Origin of the sequence: Rhodoblastus sp. (assembly GCF_019449565.1) — a bacterium.
Classification (GTDB): domain Bacteria; phylum Pseudomonadota; class Alphaproteobacteria; order Rhizobiales; family Beijerinckiaceae; genus Rhodoblastus.
Map to the genome: position 1 here is coordinate 17,778 of NZ_JAGRPM010000017.1, position 23,632 is coordinate 41,409.

The 23,632-nt window shown below is 64.3% G+C and carries 20 protein-coding genes and 1 pseudogene; 11 read left to right on the forward strand and 10 right to left on the reverse strand.

Annotation, left to right across the window (positions count from 1 at the left end; all coding sequences use genetic code 11):
* The first annotated feature begins 40 nt into the window (after window positions 1-40).
* Complete coding sequence (locus QZ409_RS03640) at window positions 41-445, forward strand: hypothetical protein (RefSeq protein WP_296707220.1); 405 nt, start codon at window positions 41-43, stop codon at window positions 443-445.
* Between the two features lie 15 nt (window positions 446-460).
* On the opposite strand, the gene QZ409_RS03645 is transcribed toward QZ409_RS03640, so the two are convergent.
* Window positions 461-1,252 (reverse strand): trypsin-like serine protease, encoded by a 792-nt coding sequence (locus QZ409_RS03645; RefSeq protein WP_296707221.1) that lies wholly within the window; start codon window positions 1,250-1,252, stop codon window positions 461-463.
* Window positions 1,253-1,467: 215 nt separating this feature from the next.
* Here QZ409_RS03645 and rsfS point away from each other — a divergent pair, with 215 nt between their 5' ends.
* The 7 genes from rsfS to QZ409_RS03680 all read left to right on the forward strand — a co-directional run bounded on the left by rsfS (window position 1,468) and on the right by QZ409_RS03680 (window position 8,702).
* A complete protein-coding gene (rsfS, locus tag QZ409_RS03650) occupies window positions 1,468-1,800 on the forward strand; it encodes a ribosome silencing factor (RefSeq protein ID WP_296707222.1) in 333 nt (110 codons plus the stop codon).
* A gap of 13 nt (window positions 1,801-1,813) precedes the next feature.
* Window positions 1,814-2,296: a 23S rRNA (pseudouridine(1915)-N(3))-methyltransferase RlmH gene (rlmH, locus tag QZ409_RS03655; RefSeq protein ID WP_296707223.1), complete on the forward strand. Its 483-nt coding sequence runs from the start codon at window positions 1,814-1,816 to the stop codon at window positions 2,294-2,296.
* 84 nt (window positions 2,297-2,380) lie between these two features.
* Window positions 2,381-3,742, forward strand: coding sequence for a PAS domain S-box protein (locus QZ409_RS03660; protein ID WP_296707224.1), 1,362 nt, complete (start codon window positions 2,381-2,383; stop codon window positions 3,740-3,742).
* A gap of 92 nt (window positions 3,743-3,834) precedes the next feature.
* Complete coding sequence (locus QZ409_RS03665; RefSeq protein ID WP_296707225.1) at window positions 3,835-5,286, forward strand: peptidoglycan DD-metalloendopeptidase family protein; 1,452 nt, start codon at window positions 3,835-3,837, stop codon at window positions 5,284-5,286.
* The gene (locus QZ409_RS03670) at window positions 5,283-6,767 is read left to right on the forward strand and encodes a S41 family peptidase (protein WP_296707245.1); all 1,485 of its coding nucleotides are present in this window, start codon (window positions 5,283-5,285) and stop codon (window positions 6,765-6,767) included. The genes QZ409_RS03665 and QZ409_RS03670 overlap by 4 nt, the downstream gene beginning before the upstream one ends.
* Window positions 6,768-7,006: 239 nt before the next feature.
* Entirely contained in the window at window positions 7,007-8,197 is a 1,191-nt protein-coding gene (locus QZ409_RS03675) for a divergent polysaccharide deacetylase family protein (protein WP_296707226.1), read from the forward strand.
* Window positions 8,198-8,204: 7 nt separating this feature from the next.
* Entirely contained in the window at window positions 8,205-8,702 is a 498-nt protein-coding gene (locus tag QZ409_RS03680) for an RNA pyrophosphohydrolase (protein WP_296707227.1), read from the forward strand.
* 36 nt (window positions 8,703-8,738) lie between these two features.
* On the opposite strand, the gene QZ409_RS03685 is transcribed toward QZ409_RS03680, so the two are convergent.
* Together QZ409_RS03685 and rpsU are read right to left on the reverse strand one after the other, a co-directional pair.
* On the reverse strand, window positions 8,739-9,578 hold the full coding sequence (locus QZ409_RS03685; RefSeq protein ID WP_296707228.1) for a tetratricopeptide repeat protein: 840 nt from the start codon (window positions 9,576-9,578) through the stop codon (window positions 8,739-8,741).
* A 287-nt stretch (window positions 9,579-9,865) separates the two neighbouring features.
* Window positions 9,866-10,087 (reverse strand): annotated as a pseudogene (rpsU, locus tag QZ409_RS03690) (30S ribosomal protein S21); the annotation flags it as partial.
* Window positions 10,088-10,439: 352 nt separating this feature from the next.
* Between rpsU and QZ409_RS03695 the strand changes: the two are divergent.
* Genes QZ409_RS03695 through QZ409_RS03705 form a run of 3 tightly spaced genes read left to right on the forward strand, consistent with a single transcriptional unit; the run spans window position 10,440 to window position 15,902 of the window.
* Window positions 10,440-12,671 carry a peptidase domain-containing ABC transporter gene (locus tag QZ409_RS03695; RefSeq protein ID WP_296707229.1) on the forward strand — a complete coding sequence of 744 codons (2,232 nt, stop codon included), beginning with the start codon at window positions 10,440-10,442 and terminating at the stop codon, window positions 12,669-12,671.
* A complete protein-coding gene (locus QZ409_RS03700; protein ID WP_296707230.1) occupies window positions 12,661-14,010 on the forward strand; it encodes an HlyD family type I secretion periplasmic adaptor subunit in 1,350 nt (449 codons plus the stop codon). Before QZ409_RS03695 ends, QZ409_RS03700 begins: the two co-directional genes overlap by 11 nt.
* Window positions 14,007-15,902 carry a tetratricopeptide repeat protein gene (locus QZ409_RS03705; protein ID WP_296707231.1) on the forward strand — a complete coding sequence of 632 codons (1,896 nt, stop codon included), beginning with the start codon at window positions 14,007-14,009 and terminating at the stop codon, window positions 15,900-15,902. The genes QZ409_RS03700 and QZ409_RS03705 overlap by 4 nt, the downstream gene beginning before the upstream one ends.
* A 45-nt stretch (window positions 15,903-15,947) precedes the next feature.
* Here QZ409_RS03705 and rfbA read toward each other — a convergent pair whose 3' ends face one another.
* From rfbA to QZ409_RS03740, 7 genes are all read right to left on the reverse strand, one after another.
* On the reverse strand, window positions 15,948-16,817 hold the full coding sequence (rfbA, locus tag QZ409_RS03710; protein ID WP_296707232.1) for a glucose-1-phosphate thymidylyltransferase RfbA: 870 nt from the start codon (window positions 16,815-16,817) through the stop codon (window positions 15,948-15,950).
* Between the two features lie 13 nt (window positions 16,818-16,830).
* On the reverse strand, window positions 16,831-17,730 hold the full coding sequence (rfbD, locus tag QZ409_RS03715; RefSeq protein WP_296707246.1) for a dTDP-4-dehydrorhamnose reductase: 900 nt from the start codon (window positions 17,728-17,730) through the stop codon (window positions 16,831-16,833).
* Between the two features lie 8 nt (window positions 17,731-17,738).
* The gene (rfbC, locus tag QZ409_RS03720; protein WP_296707233.1) at window positions 17,739-18,314 is read right to left on the reverse strand and encodes a dTDP-4-dehydrorhamnose 3,5-epimerase; all 576 of its coding nucleotides are present in this window, start codon (window positions 18,312-18,314) and stop codon (window positions 17,739-17,741) included.
* Between the two features lie 14 nt (window positions 18,315-18,328).
* Entirely contained in the window at window positions 18,329-19,396 is a 1,068-nt protein-coding gene (gene rfbB / locus QZ409_RS03725; protein WP_296707234.1) for a dTDP-glucose 4,6-dehydratase, read from the reverse strand.
* A gap of 73 nt (window positions 19,397-19,469) precedes the next feature.
* Complete coding sequence (locus tag QZ409_RS03730; protein WP_342394824.1) at window positions 19,470-20,117, reverse strand: 2-hydroxychromene-2-carboxylate isomerase; 648 nt, start codon at window positions 20,115-20,117, stop codon at window positions 19,470-19,472.
* Window positions 20,118-20,155: 38 nt separating this feature from the next.
* Window positions 20,156-22,363, reverse strand: a complete 2,208-nt coding sequence (locus tag QZ409_RS03735) for an FAD-dependent oxidoreductase (protein ID WP_296707235.1) — start codon at window positions 22,361-22,363, stop codon at window positions 20,156-20,158.
* A gap of 13 nt (window positions 22,364-22,376) precedes the next feature.
* Entirely contained in the window at window positions 22,377-23,585 is a 1,209-nt protein-coding gene (locus QZ409_RS03740) for an acetyl-CoA C-acetyltransferase (RefSeq protein ID WP_296707236.1), read from the reverse strand.
* Window positions 23,586-23,632 lie beyond the last annotated feature (47 nt).

Below are 23,632 nucleotides of genomic sequence, written 5' to 3' on the forward strand. Positions count from 1 at the left end.
TGGAGCGGCCAACGCAACCGCAATCGCAATGGGAGCGACCATGGCGCGCGCTTTGACCGCTTATCTCAAGAAAACCGACGTTCCGTCGCGCAAGGCGCTGCAAGCCGCGCTCGATCCTCTCGGCTTCAAACTTGTCGTCGATGACGACTATGCGCCTTTGAAGAGCAAGGGCTATGTCCCCTGCGCGCTGGACGGCGAGGATGCCGGCTTCGACCTGCGCTTCCAGGAGGTCGAGGCCGAAACGCGTTCGAAATACGCTCTTGCCGAGGATTCGGTCGCAATGGCGTTCCGCTGGGCCGGCGATCCGCGCGAGGAGCTGGCGGCGCTGGCTGTGGTAGCGGCCTTGGCGCAGCAGTTCGGGGCGATCGTCGAGGATCCCGTGGGAGCCGCGCTTTCAGCGGATGAATTGCTCGCAAGAGCGCGCAAGGCCTCAAACTCGCTTTAGCGAGGCTGATGCTCCTCACTTAGTGCGTAAAAGTTCAACCACGCGCGCCGCAAATTGCGTCGATGCGCAAGCAGTTCCGATTCGAGCGCCCGGGTCGGGAGGCGTCGTCATCCAGGACAGGATGCCAATGATAACCGGCGCGCCCGAGACTTCAGCCAGGATAGGCGAGCCGGAATAGCCGAAATTCAGCAGGCATCGTAAGGTAAAGGTCTCCTCTTTCGGTCCGGCGGCGATGGCGCAATTGCGATGCACGGAGGGAAGATAACGGCGATCCTTGCCGTAGCCCGCCTGCATTGCCGTATTGGCTTCTGCGATCTCGCGAAACTCGGCGGCGTTCAACGCCCGAACCTCGACCGGCTTGATATCGAGCGGCTCCTGCAAGGTGATCAACGCCCAGTCGTTTACGGCGGAAATTTCCGCGCGGACGAAACCCGGAGATACATCGAGACGCGCCGCAGGCGAATGAGCGCCCGGGACGCCCTTGTTGAGGCCGGCCAGGAAATGGACATTGGCTGGCGGTACGAGTTTATCTCCGTAAAAGACGCAGTGCGCCGCGGTCAGGACCAGCTTTGGTCCGACAAGGGTTCCCGTGCATTGCTGCGTATGGGCGATCCCCCAGGTGACCATGACGGTCCCGATCGCGGAAAGCGGCCATTTCAATGGGTCGCCGATGTCGCCATAATGCGCTGGGCCGACGGAATTCTGCGCCGGGGCGACCTGCGCCCGTCCGGCGGGGGCGCCAAGGGCGACCAGCCAAGCGACGAGCAATCCAGACCAACGCTTGCCAGACCAACGCTTGGCGATCATGACGGCCTCCAATTGGGCGCGGAACCGCGCTCCTCGCTGCTTGAATCGCGCCAGCGGTTGATTCTTCGCGCGCGCGCCTGCATTTTAGGCGTATGTAGCAAGCTCAGCGCAGCGAAGCGCAAGAAGCGAGGATTTTTCAACTGACCCGCAAAGAAATTACAGGCGCCGAGCCGCAGCCGACGGCCGGGTTGGACCCGGCGGCGCTGGATCCGCAGATGCGCGCCGTTCTCACCGCGCTTGACGATCTCAAGGCCGAGGAGATCGTCTCGATCGACCTCGCCGGAAAAACGTCGATCGCCGATTGGATGATCGTCGCCACTGGGCGCTCGACCACGCAGGTCGGCGCTCTGGCCGACCGGGTCGTCAGGGCGCTCAAGGACGCCGGCGCGCCGACGCCCGCCGTCGAGGGCGTTCCCGCCTGCGACTGGGTGTTGATCGACGCCGGCGACCTCATCGTCCATTTGTTCCGTCCCGAAGTGCGCCAGTTCTACAATCTGGAGAAGATGTGGGGCGTGGACCGGCCGGGCGAGAAGCGGGCCGAGGCGTGAGCCTTTTTTCGCGATGAAGCTGTTGCTGCTCGCAATCGGGCGCCTCAAGGCGGGCCCCGAGCGTGAACTCGTGGCGCGCTATGCCGACCGCTGCGTCGCCGGCGGCCGCAAGATCGGCTTCACCGGCTTTGAAATGCGCGAGATCGACGAATCGCGCGCGCGCCGTCCGGAGGATCGAAAGGCCGAGGAGGCGGCGGCCCTCGCCGCCGCGCTGCCGCAGGGCGCGCGAAAAATCTGCCTTGACGAGCGCGGCAAGAGCATGACCAGCGAGGAATTCTCCCGCAAACTGGGCGAGTGGCGCGACGCCGGGACTCCGGCCTGCGCCCTCGTCATTGGCGGGCCGGACGGGCTCGATCCGGCCTTGCGGGACAAGGCCGATTTGACCCTCGCCTTCGGCGCGATGACCTGGCCTCACCAAATTGTGCGCGCCCTGGCGGCCGAACAGCTGTTTCGCGCATTGACCATTCTCTCCGGCCATCCCTATCATCGCGTGTAAGCCGTTCACGCGAAAGGCGTTACGAAACCAGCGGTCCCGCAGGAAGGGGCCTCCGAAAGAACTGGTCCGGATCGAGCCCGCCGCATGTTGATGGATGATAGTTTTGAACTTGCCCCGTCCGGTCTGGCCGTACTGGCGTCTGACGGGTCGTTTACGCGCGTCAATCGCGCCTTTCGCGACTGGATCGGCTTTTCCGAAGGCGAATTGCTTGGCAGCGGATCAGTTGGCGGAAAGCGATTCGCCGAGTTGATCGAGGGGAATGGAGACTCCTTCTTCGCGGATCTCTCCGAAGCCCTCGCCCAATGCGAGGAAATCGCGGATGTTTTCCTGCTGTGGCGCGGCGCGTCGGGGCAGGCGCTCCCGGCCTATGTCCATTTTGCCCTTCGGCGTGGCGGCGTCGGCGCGCCCGCGGCGATCCATCTCGCGGCGGCCCGTGGCGAGAGTCGCGCCCTTCAGGAGGCCGAGCTTGAACGCGGCAAGCGGGCGGCCGAGCAACTGGCGGCGATTGTCGCCAATTCCGGCGACGCCATCGTCAGCGTCGATCCGCAGGGCGCCGTGCTCAACGCCAATCGCGCCTTTAGCGAGATCTTCCAATATGAGCCGGTGGAAATCGCGGGCGCAAAACTGGCCGATCTGATCGTGCCGAAGGAAGACCGCGCGCAATATGAAGAGAAGCTGCGCGAGTCCTTTGCCGGACCCTCCAAGGCGCGGATCGTGCGGCGGCGGCGCAAGGACGGCGCGGGGATGGATTTTTCCCTCTCCACCGCGCCGATTCGCGACGAAAGCGGCGATGTGGCGGCCATTTCCATGATTTATCGCGACATTGCGCCGCTGACCCGCGCAGCGGAGCATATCGAATTCCTGTTGCGCGAGGTCAATCACCGCTCGAAAAACCTGCTCGCCGTGGTGCAGGCCGTGGCCCGCCAGACGGCGCGGCTGTCGCCTTCGCCCGACGATTTCATCGAGAGCTTCATGGCGCGCCTGTCGGCGATCGGCTGTAGCCACGATCTTCTTGTTTCGCGTGACTGGCGCGGGGTCCAGATCGCCGATCTGACCCGCAACCAGTTCGGCCAGCTCGACGACGAGGCGCGAGACCGGATCGCGGTGTCCGGCGATTTCGTGGAGATCAATCCGCGCGCGGCGGAATCCTATGGCCTCGCCCTGCATGAGCTTTCGACCAACGCCGTCAAGCATGGCGCGCTTTCGGCGCCCGGCGGCAGCGTCGAACTTCGCTTCAGCCTCGACCGCGACGGCAAGTTTTATACGCTGACCTGGCGTGAGCGGGGCGGGCCCGCCGTGAGAGCGCCGGCGCGCTCCGGCTTTGGCGGAACAGTGCTCACCCGCATGGCGCCGCTGGCGATCCAGGGCGAAAGCGTGCTGGATTTTACGCCGGAGGGCCTGAGATATCGCCTTTCGGCGCCTTTGGCGGAAATTATGATGGGTTGAAGCCTCTGGCCGGCGGAAGTCGCGCGCCGATCTCCCCTTGCGGGGGAATTCCGGGTTAAGCTCGCCGGAATGATTCGGCCGAAAGCAGGGCGATGGCGGGAGCAAAGGGCAGGCGGCGCGCTCGGACGGCGGGACGAAATTCGTCCGCTCTCACATTCGCTTGCGTCTGGCTGAGCTTTGCTTGCGTCTGGCTAAGCCTGGGCGCGCCCGCGCGCGCGCAGAATCCGGCCCTGCCGGACGCCAAGGCGGCCGATCCCAAAGCGCTTGATCCCAAAGCGCCTGATCCCAAGCCGTCCGATCCCAAGGCGGCCGATCTCGAAGCGCGGCGCCAAGCCTATCAAGGCGTGCAGGACGTCCTCGCGCAGTCAGAAGAGCAGCGCAACAAAATCGAGACGGAGATCGCCTCCTTTCAGAACGACCGCGCCGCGCTCACGGCGGCCTTGATGGACGCCCGCAAGAAAATCGACCTGTCCGAAGCCAGGGCGGCCGAGGCGCAGAGCCGCCTCGACACCCTCACCGGCAGCGAAGCCGCGATCCAGCGTTCTCTGACGGGCCGGCGCGAAGTCCTGATCGCGGTGCTCGCCGCCCTGCAGCGCATGGGCCGCAAGCCGCCGCCCGCCTTGCTCGCCCAGCCGGAAGACGTGCTGCGCGCCATCCGCGCCTCGATCATGCTCGGGGCCGTGCTGCCGCAATTGCGCTCGGAGACCGAGGCGCTCGCCAGCGATTTGCAGGATCTCATCGCGCTGCGCGCCTCCATCGCGGGGGAAAGAGCGGATCTCGCGCGCGAACTGGAGACGCGTCGCAACGAGCGGGCGCGGCTCGAGGCCCTGATCGACGCGCGGCAGAAATCGATTGGCGCCGCGCAGGAGGCCCTGGCCGCCGAGCGCGCCCGTTCCCAGGCGCTGGCGAGCCAGGCGGCCAGCCTCAAGGATCTGATCGCGCGCATGGAGGGCGAGCTGGAATCCGCGCGCAACGCGGCCGATCAGGCGCGCAAGGCGGAGGAAGACCGCGCGCGGCTGACGGAGGCGCAGGCCGCCGAAGCCAAGGCGCGCTTCGCCAATGTCCCGCAGCGCGATCCGGCGCGGCTCGCCCCAGCGATCGCCTTTTCTGACGCCAAGGGCATGCTTTCTCTGCCCGCGGCGGGCAGCGTCATCAAATATTTCGGCGCTCCGAGCGAATTTGGCGGCGTGGAAAGGGGGCTTTCGCTTGCAACCCGCCCGCGCGCCATTATTTCGGCGCCAAGCGATGGCTATATCGCCTTCAGCGGACCGTGGCGAACCTATGGACAACTCTTGATCGTGAACGCCGGCGGCGGCTACTATGTGGTGCTGGCGGGATTGGCGCGAGTCGACGTGACCGTCGGACAGTTTGTTCTCGCGGGCGAGCCTGTGGGGGTCATGGGCGATGGAACCGCGAAAACGGCGGCTTCGGTAGCCATTGGCGCGACGCAGCCAGTTCTCTATGTTGAATTTCGCAAGGACGGGGCGGCGATCGACCCAGGTCCGTGGTGGTCGAAGTCGGATATGCAAAGGGTTCGCGGATAATGCGCAAAACATCGCTGGTTCTGCTGGGCGTCGCCATTGGCGCTTCGGCTGTTGTTGTCGGATCTCGCTCCAACTTGCCTGTCGGCGGCTCCGCGGTGGCCGCCGCGTCCGACGTCTATCGCAATCTCAACCTTTTCGGCGACGTCTTCGAAAAAGTCCGCAATGATTATGTCGAAAAGCCGGACGACAAGAAGATGGTCGAGGCCGCCGTTTCCGGCATGCTGACCTCGCTTGATCCGCATTCGAGCTATATGGACGCCAAGAGCTTCACCGACATGCAGGTGCAGACGCGCGGCGCGTTCGGCGGCCTTGGCATAGAGGTCATGCAGGAAGACGGCCTCGTCAAGGTCGTCGCGCCGATCGACGACACCCCGGCCGCCCGCGCCGGCGTCCTCTCCGGGGACCTCATCACCGCCATCGATGGCGATAGCGTTCAGGGCATGACGCTGAACCAGGCCGTCGACAAGATGCGCGGCGACGTCAACACCAATGTCAAGCTGACGGTGCTGCGCGGACCGAAGAAGGAAAAGCTGGACATCAATCTGACCCGCGCGGTCATCCAGATCAAGTCGGTGCGCTCGCGCATCGACCAGCCCGACATCGGCTATATTCGCATCACCCAGTTCACGGAACAGACTTTCGACGGGCTGAAGGACGCCATCGCGAAGATCCAGAAGGAAATTCCGGCTGACAAGTTCAAGGGTTATGTGCTCGATCTGCGCAATAATCCGGGCGGCCTGCTCGACCAGTCGGTGGCGGTGGTCAACGCCTTCATCGACCATGGCGAGATTGTCTCGACGCGCGGCCGCAACGCCGACGAAACCCAGCGCTACAACGCGCGCCCGATGGATCTTTCCAAGGGCAAGCCGGTGATCGTGCTGATCAATGGCGGCTCGGCCTCGGCCTCGGAAATCGTCGCCGGCGCCCTGCAGGATCACAAGCGCGCCACGCTGATCGGCACGCGCTCCTTCGGCAAGGGGTCGGTCCAGACCATCATTCCGCTTGGCCAGAACAATGGCGCGCTGCGCCTGACCACCGCGCGCTATTACACCCCCTCCGGCCGTTCGATCCAGGCCAAGGGCATCGAGCCCGATATCATCGTGCTCGAGGACGTCCCGGACGAACTCAAGGGCAAGGACAAGACCGAGGGCGAAGCCTCGCTCAAGGGTCATCTCAAGAATGGCGACGACGAGGAGCACGGCTCGCAGGCCTATGTCCCGGCCGACGAGACCAAGGACAAGGCGCTGCACGCGGCCTATGACCTGCTGCGCGGCGTGAAGACCGCCGATGCGCTCAAGGCCGAGACGGCCAAGGTCGAAGCGGACGCCAAGGCGGCCGCCGCGGAGAGGAAGGAAGCCTCAAAGGCCGACACGGTAAAGTCCGACGCCGTAAAGATCGCGCCCAAGACGGACGCGGACAAGCCCGACGCCGCGCCGAAATCCGAGCCGGTTCTCAAGCCCGGCCCCGCCGACAGCAAGTGATGTTCTGCGGTTGAGGCGTTCAACACGCGCAATTCCAAAGGCCCGGACCGTGAACATGCGGCTCCGGGCCTTTTTGGCTCCCGCCCTTTTGCATCCCTCGGCCTTTTCGCGTCCGTCTGGCCTGCAAACGCCAAATGAGGGGCGCGCCCCGCCGCGCGTCCCCGTGGTTTCCTGTATGGGAACTGGTGTAGTTTATGGTCCGGGGCTTTGGCGATTCGCGGCCCCTTTGCGAAAGCGCCATGCTCGACGATCTTGATCGCCCACTCGGACAGGACCGCGAACCGCCGCCCGAAAAGGCCGGGGGAAAGGTCTGGCTCGGACTGCTCGCCGTCGCGCTGATCGCGGCGGGCGCCGGCGCCGCGCTTTTCGCCGGCAAAAGCCGGGCGCCGGGCGGGGAGCCGGAAGCCGTCGCGCCGATCCAGCCCGCGCCGCCTGCTCCGGCCGTTCCGCCAGCGCCGCCCGCGCCGCCGCCGGAGGCCAGGAACGACGGCGTCTCCACCGCGCAGCAGATGGAAGTCGAAAGCGGCGTGAAGATTTTCCGTGGCAATGGCGGCGCGCCGAGCTCCCTCATCATTCAGGTGCCGGACGGCGCCGGCTCGTCGCCGCTGGTCCCCGCGCCCGACCGCCGTCTGGTCGAGAAAAGCCGGTTCGGCCTGTTGCCGCGACGCGGCAAGGACGGCTCGACGCCCGCCCGGATTTATGCGCGGCCGCTGTCGCTGCAGCCGCCAATCAAGCCGGGCGCGCCGCGAATCGCCATTCTCGTGGGCGGCATGGGCTTGAACGCGCCAGCGACCGACGAAGCGATCCGGCGTTTGCCCGCCGGCGTCAGCCTTGCTTTCGCGCCCTATGGCGATCAGCTGGAGCGACAGACCGCCGCCGCGCGCGACGCGGGACATGAAATTCTGCTGCAGACGCCGATGGAGCCCTTCGACACGGCGGATTCTCCGGGGCCGCATGTTCTCCCGGCCAATGACGGCGCCCGGGCGCTAGACGATCTCCGCTGGCAGATGGGCCGTTTCGTCGGCTATTTCGGTCTCGTCAATTTTCTCGGCGGAAAATTTACCGCTGATCGCGCCGCGACCGAGGTCCTGATGCGCGAACTCGCCGATCGCGGTCTCGATTTTGTCGATGACGGCTCGTCGCCGCAAAGCATTGCGGGCGAAGTCGCGGGCGCCAATGGCGTCGGCTTCGCCAAGGCCGATCTGCGCATTGACGCGTCAAAAAGCCCGGAAGCCATTGACGCGGCCCTGTTCCGTCTGGAATCACTCGCGCGGCAACAGGGCGTCGCCATTGGATTCGCCGCCGGCCTGCCAGAGGCGAACGAGCGCATCGCGCGTTTTGCCTCGGATCTGGCGCGGCGCGGCGTCGCGCTGGTTCCTGTATCCGCGGTTCTGGGCGCCGATGCGACGGCGCGTAGCGAAAAGAGGTGATTCGTTCATGGAGGCTCTAGCCTACCGGCCGTGCGTCGGCATCATGCTGCTCAATGCGGAAGGACTGGTCTTCGTCGGGCGCCGCAAATCGAGGCGGACGCCGGACGTCATCGATTCCGAGCATGAATGGCAGATGCCGCAAGGCGGCATCGACGAAGGCGAGGCGCCTTATCGCGCGGCTCTGCGGGAATTGCGCGAGGAAACCAATGTGCGCAGCGTGAGCTTCCTGGCTGAAGCGCCGGATTGGCTCAGCTACGATCTGCCGGGCGATGTCACCAAGAAGACGTGGAAGGGGCGGTTTCGCGGCCAGACCCAGAAATGGTTTGTCTTGCGCTTCACCGGGAAGGATTCGGAGATCAATATCGTGTCGCCGGACGGCCACAAGCCGGAATTCGACGCCTGGCGCTGGGAGCGGATGGAGCGGCTACCGGAATTGATCGTGCCATTCAAGCGCAAGGTCTATGAGAGCGTCTGCGCGCGTTTCGCATCCTACGCAGGCGCCTGAGGCGGCCCGCCCCGACGCGGGCTTGCAGCGGCCCGCTCAGCCCTGAACCCGGCCGGCGCCGGACCGGGCGACGGCGTCGTCGGGATTGAGCGACAGGGCGCGCTGGTAATTCTCATAGGCCTTCTTGCGGTCGCCTTGCTTTTCATAGGCGAGGCCGAGGCCGGACCAGGCTGCCGCATTGCGGTTGTCCACATTCAGCGCGGCGTTGAAGTCCTCGATCGCCTTGTCCGGCTTGTTGAGCGCCAGCAGGCTTTGGCCGCGCGCCTGATAGGGCGCCGCCGCGAAGGGATCGCGGTCGATGGCGTTGTCGAAATCGGTGACCGCGCGCTGGTTGTTGCCCTGTTTTTGATAGATCAGGCCGCGCGCATGAAAAGCCTGGGCGTTTTCCGGATTGAGGCGGATCGCCTGGTCGAGATCGCGCAACGCGGGATCGAGCTGGCCCTGGGCACGCTCGAGATTGGCGCGGCCGAGATAGGCCGGGGCGTGATTCGGATTGGATTCGATCGCGTGGGTGAAATCCTGCATCGCCGCGTCATTGGCGCCGACCTGCCGCTCGGCGAGCGCCCGGTTGGTATAGGCCGAGGCGTGGCGCGGATCGAGCTTGATCGCCTGCGAGAAATCCGAGATGGCGTCATTGTAACGCCCGATCTTGGCATAGGCCACGCCGCGCGTGTTATAGGCTTCCGGATCGCTGGGATGAGCCGCGACGACGCCATTGAGCGAGGCGATATTGGCTTCAAGCGCCTTGGGATCGGCCGACGAGATCTCGGCATATCCGGGGCCGCGCCCGCCGCCGGGAACCGATTCGCAACCGGCCAAAGGCGCGCCGAGAAGTCCAAGCGCCGCGAAAATCAGATATTTGCGATGGCCCGCCATGTCGATCCCAATCGGCTCTGCGTCTTTGGTCCATTCGGTCCCCCCGACGAAGCGTCCAGGCTGACGAAAGCCACGGCGCGGGAACGGGCGAGGCGCAAGCTAACCTCGCATGGTGTATAAATTGTTACCCCAATCCGGCGGAGCTGGCGAGGGGCGGCGCAAACGGGTTCTGAAAAGCCCGAAGAGCCCTTCGCGGGGAGGCGAAGAGCGTCAATTCGATGGGTCGAACTGCGCCGAAAATCGGAAGACCGACCAATCGGCGCCCCGCAGGGCGCTCAGCGCGCGGCGGGTTTGGCCTTCATCGGAAGCAGGCCTTCGCGCTGCATCTTCTTGCGGGCCAGCTTGCGGGCGCGGCGCACGGCCTCGGCCTGCTCGCGGGCGCGCTTTTCGGAGGGCTTTTCGTAATGACCGCGCAGCTTCATTTCGCGGAAAATGCCCTCGCGCTGCATCTTCTTCTTGAGCGCCTTGAGGGCCTGGTCGACATTGTTGTCGCGAACGAGAACTTGCACGCTTGTTTCCTGTTTTCGAAAGGCCGCCCATCGCCGCGCCGTGGGCGCCATGACAGAAAAGCCGCTAGGGAAAAGTCTTCCATGCGCTGACGGAGCGCCGGACCGTTGGGGTTGCGATAACAGAAACGCCTCCCACTGTCCAGACGCTTCGCATGGCGCGGGAGTTGCGAGCCGGCGCGCGAGGGGAGGCGTCCCGGAAATTGCGCCGCCTTGACCGGAGGCGGAAAGTCTCCCGCCGCGACTGCCCGAAAAGTGATGGGGGACGGCTCGCCCTTTGGCGCGGCGTAACCGGCGCACTTGTGATAGGATGCATTACGCTGGTAAGCATTGCGCGGTATTTTCAGAGAACCCCATGAATCAGATTAAAGCGCCTATTGCGGCGTCAAAGCCCGCCGACGCCTCCGCTCTGGAGTGCCTGACAATTGTCGGCGCGATGCATGGCCTGCAATTGACCGTTCCGCAGCTCGTCCAGGACAGCGCGCTGGCCAGCACCGACGTCGATTACGCGAAACTGTCGCATTGCGCCCGCCATGCCGGCCTGAAAGCCAAGGCGCTCGTGCTCGATTGGGAGGGGCTGACCCACCTCGGCACGGCGCTGCCCGCGATTATTCGCCTTAAAGGCGGCAACAGCCTCGTGCTGCTCTCGGTCAATTCCGAAGACGAGCGGACGCCGCTTAGCGTCACCTTGCGGGACCCGAATGCGGCCGCCGACGCATTGCTCGTGATCGACTGGCTACAGTTTCAGGAAGCCTGGACGGGAGACATCCTGCTGGCGCGCCGCAGTTACGAGCTTGCGGACGAAGAGCAGCCCTTCGGGCTCGGCCTGATCGGATCCCTGATCTTCCGCGAGAGGCGGCTGGTCCGCGATATCGTGATCTGCGCCATGATCCTGAGCGTTTTCGCCCTCGCGCCAATCGTGTTCTGGCGGCTGATGACCGATAAGGTTCTGTTCTACAAAGGCTTCAGCACTTTCACCGTTCTTTGCATCGGCATGGGCGTGATCATCGTCTTCGAGACGATTTTCGCCTATCTGAGAAGCTATCTCATGCTTTACCTGACATCGCGCGTCGACGTGCGGCTGTCCGAATATATTTTCGATAATCTATTGAAACTGCCGATCGACTATTTCGAGCGGACCCAGATCGGCCAGACGATGCATGACGTGCAGGAGCTCTGGAAGATCAGGGATTTCATGGCCGGACAATTGTTCGGAACCGTGCTGGATTCGATGGTGTTGCTGGTTTTCATCCCGGTGATGTTCGCTTTCAGCCCGATGATGACTTTCGTCGTGCTGGGCTTCTGCGGCCTGATCGTCCTTTGGCTGCTGGCGATGCTGCCGTCGATCCGTCTGGCGAGCGGCGAGGTCATCCGCCGGCAGACGGAGCGCGGCGCCTTCATGTATCAAAGCCTCGCCGGCATTCGCACGGTGAAGTCGCTCTCGCTCGAAAGTCGTCAGCGGCAGATGTGGGACGTGCATGTCGGCCGTGTGGCCAAGGCGCAGGACCGCGCCGGATGGCTGGTTTCCGTGGTTCAGACGGGCGTTCGTCCGCTGGAGCGCCTCGCCGTGACCGGGTCCTTCGCCGTCGGCGTCTATGTGGCGCTGACCAGCACCGACGCTTATTTCGCCGGCGCGCTGTTCGCCTTCCTGATGCTGTCGCAGCGTGTGTCCGGCCCGTTAATGGAGCTGGCGAAGCTCATCAATCAATATGACGAGGTCCGCATCGCCGTCGAGATCGTGCGTAAGCTCGTGAACCAGCCGAAGGAAGAGGGCCATGGCGAGCGCGGCGTTCGCAAGCAGCTTGAGGGCAAGGTCGAATTCAGCAATGTGCGTTTCACCTATCAGGGCTCGATCACTCCGGCGCTCGACGGCGTTTCCTTCGAGGTTCCTGTCGGCGCCACGATCGGCGTCGTCGGGCGCAGCGGCTCCGGCAAGACGACCGTAACGCGGCTGTTGCAGCGCCTGCATTCCGATTACGAAGGCCTTATCAAGGTCGATGGCGTTGACGTTCGGGAATATAATATCGCCCATCTGCGCCGCAGCCTCGGCGTGGTCTTGCAGGAAAACTTTCTGTTCAGCGGGACGATTCGCGAGAATATCGCCGCGGCCAAGGCGAACGCCACTTTCGACGAGGTTGTTCGCGCGGCGCGTCTGGCGGGCGCCGAGGAATTCATCGATCGACTGCCGCGCGGTTACGACACCTATATTTTTGAGGGTTCGCCCAATCTCTCGGGCGGCCAGAAACAGCGGCTGGCCATCGCCCGCGCGCTGATTCTCGATCCCCGCATCCTGATTCTCGACGAGGCGACCAGCGCGCTCGATCCGGATAGCGAGGCGATCGTCACCGCCAATATCAAGAAGATCGCGAAGGGCCGTACGGTGATCGCCATTTCCCACCGGCTTTCCTCGCTGGTCAATTCGGACGCGATTCTCGTGCTGGAGCGCGGCAAGTTCCTCGACATGGGAACGCATCGCGAATTGCTCAATCGCTGCGAAATCTACGCAGGTTTGTGGCGCCAGCAGAACGGCCATATCGAGGCCGCGCACGCGATGTCCTCCGTGAAGGGAACGCGCGGTGTCAGCTAAATCGTCCAGCCGGTCCGTCATCCGCAGCTTCCAGTCGGACATCGCCGCGATCCGGGAAGCGCCCGAGCCGCGTTCGATCCAGTTCACGGTCCAGGCCCTGACAGCGCTGGTGCTCATCATTTTCCTGTTGCTTTGGGTCTGCAAGGTCGATCGCGTCATCGCCAGCATGGGTGGCGAGATCCAGCTGACGAGTCCGGCCCAGGTCTACCAGGCGCTCGATCAATCCATCATCAAGAGCATCGACGTCCGGGAGGGCATGCGCGTCTCCAAGGGCCAGGTGCTGGCGACGCTCGATTCGACTTTCGCCGCCGCCGACGCCACGCAGCTCCGGCAGCAGGTCGCCAGCCTCAACGCCCAGATTCAGCGCGACGATGCTGAGCTCGCAGGGCGCCCGCCGGTTTTCGTGGAAACAGGCGACGCGGACCAGCGCCATTACAACGAGTTGCAGCGCAAGCTCTATCTGGACCGCGACGCCCAATATAAGGCGCAGGTCAAGAGCTTCGACGAACAGATCAAGCAGACCGAAGCTTCGATCGTCAAAACTCGGAACGATATCGCCCGTTATGGCGAGCGATCCCAGATTGCGGGCAAGGTCGAGGACATGCGGTCGCAATTGCTGGCCAAGGGCGCGGGCTCGCTGCTCAACCAGCTGTCGTCGAAAGACCAGAACATCGAAATGCAGCGCACCGTGGAGAACCTCCAGAACAGCCTGAACGAGGCGATCGCCCAGGTCGCGGCGCTCAAGGCCAACAGGGACGCCTTCGCGCAGCAATGGCGCGCGACGATCAGCCAGGATCTGGTGACTTCGCAGAATACGCGCGACACGGCGCTGGCGCAGCTCGACAAGGCGCAGAAACATCAGGACCTGGTGCGGATCGCCGCGCTCGACGATTCAATCATCCTGTCGCTCGCGAAATTGTCGGTCGGCTCCGTCCTCCAGCCGGGCGAGAAACTCATCACCGCCATGCCGGTCAATGGCCAGATCGTGGCGGAGGTGAAAGTTTCGACTCGCGATATCGGCTTCGTGCGCGTGGGCGATCCGACCGTCCTCAAGGTCGACGCCTTCGGGTTCATCGAACACGGCACGGCGGCGGGCACGGTCAAATGGATCAGCGAGAACGCCTTCTGGGTCAATGAGCAGACGAGCCAGCCGCAGGAACCCTTCTATAAGGTCGGGATCAGCATCGATTCCCTGAATTTCGTCGGCGTTCCGGAAAATTTCCGCCTGGTGCCGGGCATGACTCTCACCGCGGACATCAAGGTCGGCCGCCGCTCCGCCGGCGCCTATCTGATGGAGGGTATGATCCGGGGCTGGAACGAATCGATGCGTGAGCCATGATCCAGTCGTCGCGCCTCATTCCTGAACGCGCGCGAACAGCCGCCGTCGCGCTCTCGCTCCCCTGGCTCAAGTCGCGCGCGACGCGGGCTTTCGACGACAAGTCCTACCACAAGGCGCTTCGCCTCTGGCTGAAGGCAGCCCGCGTGGCGGACAGCGAAAGCGCATATCGGATTGGATTCATCTACGAGAACGCACTGGGCGTGCACTGGAACGCGGTCGAAGCGGCGTCATGGTATCTTCGCGCCGCCGAGGCGGGGCATGTCGAGTCGCAATTCCGGCTGGGCCGCATCCTGTTGAACGGCGCCTCCAACGACATGGCCGAGAAATGGAAGCGCACCTTCCGCGATCCGGCCGCGGCGGCCGCAGTATCGCGCGATCTCCTGGCGCGCGCCTCGCATCTGGAGGCCGATCCCGCCGCCGCCGTCGCCTGGCTGGAGCTTGCGGCGTCGGGCGGGGCCACGGAGGCTTTCGAACTGCTGGGCGTCGTTTTCCTGCAAGGCCACGGGATCGAAAAGGATCTCGACCGCGCGCGCGGCTGGTTCGAGCGCGCCGCCGCCGAAGGATCGGCCAATGCGCAGTTCAATCTGGGCGACATCTATTACCGTGGGCTCGGCGTCCCGACGGATTTTTCGCTTGGCGCCGATTTTTACGAGCACGCGGCTTTGGCGGGCCATGTCGCCGCCCAGATCGCCATGGCGACCATTTACACCTCAGGCCAGGGCCGCGATGTCGATCCCGAATATGCCGCCTATTACATGGGCCGGGCGGCGGATGCGGGCGATCCCTATGCCTCGCTGATGTTTGGCCGCATGTGCCTCAATGGCGACGGCCTTCCGGTTGATCTCGATCGCGCCGAGACGCATTTGCGCCGCGCCGCCAAGGCGGACAAACTCCCCGCCATTCTCGCCCTTGCGGGTTTTTACAGCCAGGGCGGGGCGGTCCTGCCCGATCTGCGCGAGGCGGCGACATGGTTCCGCCGCGCGGCCGAGCTTGGCGACGTCCAGGCGCAATTCACCATCGGCCGTTTCGCTGCCGAGGGAATCGGCACGCCCGTCAGCCTCTCCGAGGCGGCGCGCTGGTTCCTGCAGGCGGCCGAACAGGGCCATCCGATCGCGGCGCATAATATCGCGAGCTTCCTGAGCAGCGGCGCGGGCGTCCCGGTCGACCTCGTCGAGGCGCAGCGTTGGTTTCGGTTCGCGGCGGAAAATGGGGTTCAGGAGGCCAAGGTCCGGCTCGCGGGCCTGCATCTGAGCGGCGCCATGGGCGAACCCGACGTGGGACAGGCCGTGAGTCTCTTGCGCGAGGCGTCCGACGCCGGCGATCGCAATGCGAAAACCCAGCTGGCGCTGATCTATCTCTCCGGCAGCCATGGCAAGCGTGATCCAGCCAAGGCGGAGAACCTCCTGCTCGACGCCGCGCGCGCCGGAAATGCCGATGCGGCGCTCCAGCTCGGACATTATTATTCGGGGCGGCTGGAGCCCGGGATGGCGCGACCGGCGGATGCTGTGAAATTCTATCTGATGGCGGCGGAAGGCGGAAATACGACGGCCCAGTATCAGGTCGGCGTGCTCATGTCCGGGGAAACCGCGTCTGACGCTCAATTGGCGGAATCGGTGAAGTGGTTCCGCCGCGCCGCCGAGGCCGGCTACGCACCCGCCCAGTTCCAGCTCGGCGTCATGTTGTGCACCGGGAGGGGCGCGGCCAAAAATCTTGAGGAAGCCGCGCGCTGGTACGAGCGCGCCGCCGAAAGCCGTCACCAGCTCGCCATGTATAATCTCGGCATCATGCTGTTCAAGGGCATGGGCATCGAGGCCGATCAGGCCCGCGGCGACGAGCTGATCAAGGGTTCCGGCATCGGCGCCCCGGCCGAAGGAAAAGGCCCCGCCGCCTGAAGGCGCCGGGGCCATGAAAACACTCTGCGTGAGCGTGTTTCGGCCTTAGAGGCCTTTGAGAAGCTGTGAGAGATAGGCGCCATAGCCGCTCTTCTTGAGCGGCTCGGCGAGAGTCTGTAGCTGCCGCTCCGAAATCCAGCCCGAAATATAGGCGATTTCCTCCGGGCAGGCGACGCGGTAACCCGTGCGCTTTTCCAGCGTCCGCATGAATTCGGCGGCTTCGAGCAAGGAATCCGGGGTGCCGGTGTCGAGCCAGGCGAAGCCCCGGCCCATCTTCTCGACGCGCAATTCTCCGCGTTTCATATATTCAATATTGAGATCGGTGATCTCTAGCTCGCCGCGCGGGGAGGGCTTGAGATTGGCGGCCAGTTCAGTCGCTTGCTCGTCATAGAAATAGAGGCCGGTTACCGCCCAGTTGGAGCGCGGATGCTTTGGCTTTTCCTCGATGGAGGTGGCGCGGCCGCCGGCGTCGAACTCCACCACGCCATAGCGGTGAGGATCGTGGACGTGATAGGCGAATACGCTGGCGCCGCGCGAGACGGCGGCGGCGTTGCGCAGGATTCCCGGCAACCCGTGGCCGTAGAACAGATTGTCGCCGAGGATGAGCGCCGATTTCTGGCCGGCGACGAAATCCGCGCCGATGTGATAGGCCTGCGCCAGACCCTCGGGGCGCGGCTGCTCGGCATAGGAAAGCTCGATGCCCCATTGCGTTCCGTCGCCCAGCAAGCGCTTGAACAGCGGCAAGTCCTGGGGCGTGGAGATGAGAAGAATCTCCTGAATGCCGGCGAGCATCAGCGTGGTCAGCGGATAATAGACCATCGGCTTGTCGTAGATCGGCAGCAACTGCTTGGAAATGACCTGAGTCATCGGATGCAGACGTGTGCCGCTGCCGCCAGCGAGGATAATGCCCTTCATCAATTGATCCGTTTCATGCAGGATTTTGCAATAATCGCGCGACGCAGGCGCGGGTGGAGACGCGCCAGTCCGGGAGAGCGACGCCGAAGACGCGGGCAAGCTTGCCATTGTCGAGACGGGAATTGGCCGGACGACGCGCCGGCGTGGGATAGTCCGCCGTCGTTATGCGGCGCACGCGAACCGGCTTGCGGCCATGTTTTTCAGCCTCGGCGAAGATTTCCTCGGCGAAATCCGCCCAGACGGCCTCGCCTGAGCCCGTCATGTGGAAAACCCCGGACATGGAGGAATCGTCCGGATGGGCAAGGCGCTTGCGCGCAATGGCGATCAGCGCGTCGGCGATGTCGAGCGCGGAGGTTGGCGAGCCGTGCTGGTCGGCGACGACCGAGAGCTCATCGCGCGATTCGCCAAGACGCAGCATGGTCTTGACGAAATTGGCGCCAAAGGGTGCATAGACCCAGGCGGTGCGCAGGATCGTCGCGCCGGGGTTCTCGCGCAAAACCGCCTGCTCGCCCGCGAGTTTGGAGCGGCCATAGGCGCCGATCGGACCGGTCGGGTCATCCTCGCGCCAGGGCCGGTCGAGCGAGCCGTCAAACACATAGTCGGTCGAGAGATGCAGCAGCGGAAGCCCGCGCCTCGCGGCGACGCGCGCGACGGCGCCGGCGCCCTCGCCATTGATCCGCATTGCGATCTCTTCTTCGGATTCGGCCTTGTCCACGGCGGTATAGGCGGCGGCGTTGATGATGACATCGCCCTCGACCGAGCCCAGCACGCTCGCGACAGCCGCCGGATCGGCGAGATCGAGGCCAGGACGCCAGCTGCGCCCGATGGCGGCGACGCTGATGTTTTGCGCCGCGCCGCGCTCGATCAGGGCGAGCGCGACCTGCCCATTGGTTCCGGTGACGATCAGTCGCATGGCGCGGTTCATGCGACGATCTCTGGGAAAATCTCCGGCAGGTCGCGCAGACGCGGATGTTTCGTGTCCTTGTCGGACAGGGTCACGCCGCCGGGCGGAACCGGCCAAGCGATGCCGAGGTCGGGATCGTCCCAGGCGAGGCCGAGATCATTCGCCGCCGAATAATAATTTGTGACCTTGTAGATGACTTCGGTGTCGGGTTCGAGCGTGACGAAGCCGTGCGCGAACCCGATCGGAATCAGCAATTGCCGCCAGTTTTCGGCCGAAAGCTCAACCGCGACATGCTGGCCATAGGTGGGAGAGCTTTTCCGCAGGTCCACCGCGACGTCGAGGATGCGGCCACGGGTGACGCGCACCAGCTTGTCCTGGGCGAAGGGCGGGGATTGGAAGTGCAGCCCGCGCAGGGTGCCGACCTGCGCCGAGAGCGAATGATTGTCCTGGATGAATTCAAGCGCGATGCCGGCCTCGGCGAAGGCCTTGCGGTTGTAAACTTCGGAGAAGAAGCCGCGATGATCGCCAAATTTTTTCGGGGTGATGATCTTGACGGCGGAAATGGCGGTCGCTTCGACCAATAACGAACTCATGGGGCGCCTTTCGCTTAGCTGGCGAGCGTTCCGAGCCTTTCGCCGCGATAGCGGCCCGAGCGGATGTCGCCCCACCAGGACCGGTTGTCGAGATACCATTGCACGGTCTTGCGGAGTCCGGTCTCAAAAGTTTCGCTCGGCCGCCAGCCCAGTTCGCGGTCGATTTTCGAGCAATCGATGGCGTAGCGCAGGTCGTGGCCGGGACGGTCGGTGACGAAGGTGATCAGCTTGCGGCGCGGGCCGATGGCGGAATCGGGCGCGAGTTCGTCCATCAGGTCGCAGATCGCATGGACGACGTCGATGTTTTTCCGCTCGTTGACGCCGCCGATATTGTAGCTCTCGCCGATCTGGCCCTTTTCGACCACGGTGAGCAGGGCGTCGGCGTGATCCTCGACGAAGAGCCAGTCGCGGATGTTCTCGCCCGCGCCATAGACGGGAAGGGGCTTGCCTTCCAGCGCGTTGAGGATGATCAGCGGGATGAGCTTTTCGGGGAAATGATAGGGCCCGTAATTATTCGAGCAATTGGTCGCCACCGTTGGCAGGCCATAGGTATGGGTCCAAGCGCGCACGAGGTGGTCCGACCCTGCCTTCGAGGCCGAATAGGGCGAATTCGGCGCATAGGGCGTGTCTTCACGGAACAGCCCGTCCTCGCCCAGCGAGCCGAACACTTCGTCGGTGGAAATATGGTGGAAACGGAAGGCTTCGGCCTTGTCCGCCTTCAGGCCGCGCCAGTAGTTCAGCGCCTCCTGCAACATGACATAGGTGCCGACGACATTGGTCTGGATGAATTCGCCGGGACCGTCGATCGAGCGATCGACATGGCTTTCGGCGGCGAGATGCATCACCCAGTCTGGGCGAAAGGATTCGAAGGCTTCGCGAACCGCCTTGGCGTCGCAAATGTCGCCGCGCACGAATTGGTAGCGGGGATCGTTTGAAATCGGCGCGAGCGAGGCGAGATTGCCCGCATAGGTCAGCTTGTCGAACACCAGAAGCGAATGCGGGGTTTGACGAATGATGCGCCGCGCAACGGCGGAGCCGATGAAACCCGCAGCGCCAGTCACCAAAATGCGTTTTGAACCCACGAAAAGGCCTCTTTTTCAAAAAACGCCTCTTCCTATAGCGCGAGGCGGCAAAGGGGAAGCCTTTTTTGCCGGGTCAGGCGTCGGGCTGATAAGGCTTGCGGCCGGAAGTCAAGGCGTCATCGAGCAGGTCGAGCCGGTCCTGCCCCCAGAAAACCTCGCCATCCAGCACATAGGAGGGCGAGCCGAACACGCCCGATTCGAGCGCCAGGGCGAGGTTGCGCTGATAGCTCGTTTCGGCCTCGCCGCTCTCGCCGCGTTGCAGCCAATGCGGCTCATAGCCCGTTTCTTCGAGCGTTTCGACGAGAACCTTGGGGTCGGCGAGATCGCGCTGGCGCTGGAAGGTCGCGGCGAAGGCGGCGGCGATGAATTTCTGCGGATCGGCGCCCGCCAGGACCATGGCGCAGATGATCCGGTCGGCGGGGGCGGGATCGAAGGGCCAGAATTGCGGATGAAGATGGAAATCGAGGCCGCGCTTCTCGCGCCAGCGCTGCAATTCGAGAATGCGATAGCGCTGGCGCGCGGGGTGGCGCTTGGAAAGCGGCAGGCCGCCGGATTCCGGAAACACCTGCGACAGCGCCACCGGGCGATAATCCACCCGAAGCTCATGCTTGGCGGCGAGGCCCTGTAATTCGCCATGGCCAATATAGGCCCAGGGGCTGAGCAGCGAGAAATAGACGGTGAGATGACGGCTCATGGGATCCTCGCCGAAAAAGGCGGCCATCGGCCGCCTCTCTCTTTAGCACAGTCTAAACGCGGCGGTCAGGCCGCGTCTTTCCTGGCCGAGAACCGGCCGTAAAAGGTCTCGCCCTTGGCCGCCATGTCGCGCAGCAGGGCGGGGGGGTCGAAACGCGGGCCATATTTGGCCGCCAACCTGTCGCACAGGGCGACAAAAGCCTTCGTTCCCATGAAGTCGATATAGCTCAGCGCGCCGCCGGTGAATGGCGCGAAGCCGAAGCCGATGATCGAGCCGACATCCGCCTCGCGCGGATCGACCACCACGCCGTCTTCGACCGTGCGCGCGGCCTCGACCGCCTGCGTCACCAGCAGGCGTTGCTTCAGTTCGGCGACGTCGAGGCTGTCGGGGTCGAGTTTGTGCGGCTGGAGATCGGCGAGGCCCGGCCACAGAACCTTCGGCCCGCTGGCGGGATAATCGTAAAAGCCCTTGCCGTTCTTGCGCCCGAAGCGGCCAAGCTTGACGACCATTTCCCCCAGCAGCTTCTCCTGCGCCGGATCGACGGCCTCCGGCCCCAGATCCTTCTTGGCCGCCTGCAGGATCTTCCAGCCGAGATCGAGCGCGACTTCGTCATTAAGCGACAAGGGGCCGACCGGCATGCCCGCCATGCGCGCCACATTCTCGATCATGGCGGCGGGCACGCCCTCCATGAACATCAGATGGCCTTCGCGGATATAGTTCAGCACGCAGCGATTGGCGAAGAAGCCACGCGAGTCATTGACGACGATGGGCGTCTTCTTGATGGCGCGGATGAAGTCCAGAGCCGTGGCCAAAGCCTTGTCGCCCGTCTTGGCGCCCAGGATGGTCTCGACCAGCAGCATCTTGTCGACCGGCGAGAAGAAATGCACGCCGACGAAATTCTCCGGCTTCGGCCAGTTTTCGGCGAGCGAGGTGATCGGCAGGGTCGAGGTGTTGGAGGCGAAGATCGCATCCGGCCCCACCACCGCCAGCGCCTTGCCAATGGCTTCGGCTTTGACCGCGCGATCCTCGAAAACTGCTTCGACGATCAGGTCAACGCCCTTGAGCGCGGAATAATCGGCGGTCGGCGCGATGCGCGCCAGCACTTCGGCCTTTTTGGCCTCGGTGCTGCGGCCCTTGGCGACAGCGGTCGACAGCAGCTTGTCGGCATGGCCCTTGCCCTTGTCGGCGGCCTCCTGGTCGCGGTCGATCAGCACGACCTCGATTCCAGCTTGCGCGGAGACATAGGCGATGCCGGCGCCCATGAAGCCGGCGCCGAGTACGCCGATCTTCTTGATGGCGACGGGCGGCACGTTTTTCGGACGGCGCGCGCCCTTGTTCAGCTCGCCCATCGAGACGAACAGCGTGCGGATCATCGCCTGCGCTTCCGGCGAGCGGATGATCTTTGTGAACCAGCGCGCCTCGACGCGCAAAGCGAGGTCCATCGGTAATTGCAGCCCGTCATAGACGCTTTGGAGGATGGCGCGCGCGGCGGGGTAATTGTCGAAGGTTTCGCGGCGGTAGATGGCGTTGGCCGGCGGCCAGATCATCATGCCGCCCGGAGAGAAGATCTTGCCGGAAGGCGCCTTCCAGCCCTGCACGTCCCAGGGCGCGACGCCCTTGCCGCCAGCCTTGATCCAGTCCTTGGCCTTCTGCACGATTTCCGCGCGCGGCGCCACAGCGTGAACGACGTTCTTGGCCTTGGCCGCTGCGGGCTTGATCTGGTCGCCCTTGAGCAGCATTTGCAGCGCGTCGGGCGTCGACATCAGGCGGGAGACGCGGGTGGTGCCGCCTGCGCCGGGGAACAGGCCGATCTTGATTTCCGGCAGGCCGACGCGAGTCTTGTCGTCATCGGCCATGACGCGATGATGGCAGGCTAGCGCCAGCTCGAAGCCGCCGCCGAGACAGGTTCCATTGATCGCCGCCGCCCACGGCTTGCCGCAGGTTTCGATCTTGCGATAGATGCGCGACAGGTTGGAAATGGCGGCGAAAAAGGCCAGCATCGCCTTGTCGGCGCCGTCGCGTTTGGCGGCGTCGCGATAGGCTCGGCCAGAGGCCTCCAGCATGGTCAGGTCGGCGCCGCCGGAAAAGCTGTCCTTGCCCGAGGCGATTACGACGCCTTTGACCTCGGCGTCAGCCGTCGTGGCGTCGAGTGCAGCTTCCAGCTCGTTCATTGTTGTGGCGTCGATGAGATTCATGCTCTTGCCGGGCGCGTCCCAGGTCAGAAGAGCGATGCCGTCGGCGTCTTTCTCAAGGCGGAATTGGGTCAGGTTCATATTTCTATCCCCCTCAGACGCGTTCGATGACGGTCGCCGTGCCCATGCCGGCGCCGATGCAGAGTGTGACAAGGGCGAGCGTCTTGTCGGTGCGCTCCAACTCGTCGAGCGCGGCGCCGAGGATCATCGCGCCCGTCGCGCCGAGCGGATGGCCCATGGCGATGGCGCCGCCGTTCGGATTGACCTTTTCCGGGTCGAGGTCGAAAGCCTGCAGATAGCGCAGCACGACCGCCGCGAAGGCCTCGTTGATCTCGATGAGGTCGATGTCCTTGAACGACAGGCCAGTGCGGGCGAACAACTTGTGCGTGACGTCGACCGGGCCGGTCAGCATTAGCGCCGGCTCCGAGCCGATATTGGCGAAGGCCCTGATCTTGCCGCGCGGCTTGCGGCCGAGCATGGCGCTCGCGTCCTTGTTGCCGATCAGCACGGCCGAGGCGCCGTCGACGACGCCGGAGGAATTGCCGGCGTGGTGGACATGGTTGATGCGCTCGAGCTCGGGATGGGCCTGGATCGCCACGGCGTCGAAGCCGCCCTGTTCGCCCATCATCTGGAAGGAGGGCTTGAGCGCGCCGAGCGACTGCATGTCGGCGCCGGGCCGCATGTGCTCGTCACGGTCAAGCAGCGCGATGCCGTTGCAATCCTTGACCGGCGCGATGGATTTGCTGAAACGGGCCTCGTTCCAGGCGCGCGCCGCGCGCTTCTGGCTCTCGACCGCATAGGCGTCGCAGGCTTCGCGTGAGAAGCCATATTTGGTGGCGATGAGATCGGCCGAGACGCCCTGCGGCATGAAATAGCTCGGCACGGCGATGGACGGATCGACCGGCCAGGCGCCGCCCGAGGCGCCGATCCCAATCCGGCCCATGGCCTCGACGCCGCCGGCTACGGCGACGTGCTGCTGGCCCGAGATGACTTGCGCGGCGGCGAAATTCACGGCGTCGAGGCCCGAGGCGCAGAAACGATTGATCTGCAGGCCGGGAACCTTGTCGCCATAGCCCGCCGCAAGCGCGGCGGCGCGGCCGATATTGCCGCCTGCTTCACCAACCGGATCGACGCAGCCAAGGATGACGTCCTCGACGAAAGACGGGTCGGGCAGGGAGCGTTCGCGCAGGGAAGTCAGGGCGCTGACCGCGAGGCCAAGGGTCGAGACTTCATGCAGCGCGCCGTCAGGCTTTCCGCGCCCGCGCGGCGTGCGAACGGCGTCATAAATGAAAGCTTCGGTCATGACGTTTCCTCGAAAAAACAGGTCGAATTCTTTGTGGTATTTCCCTT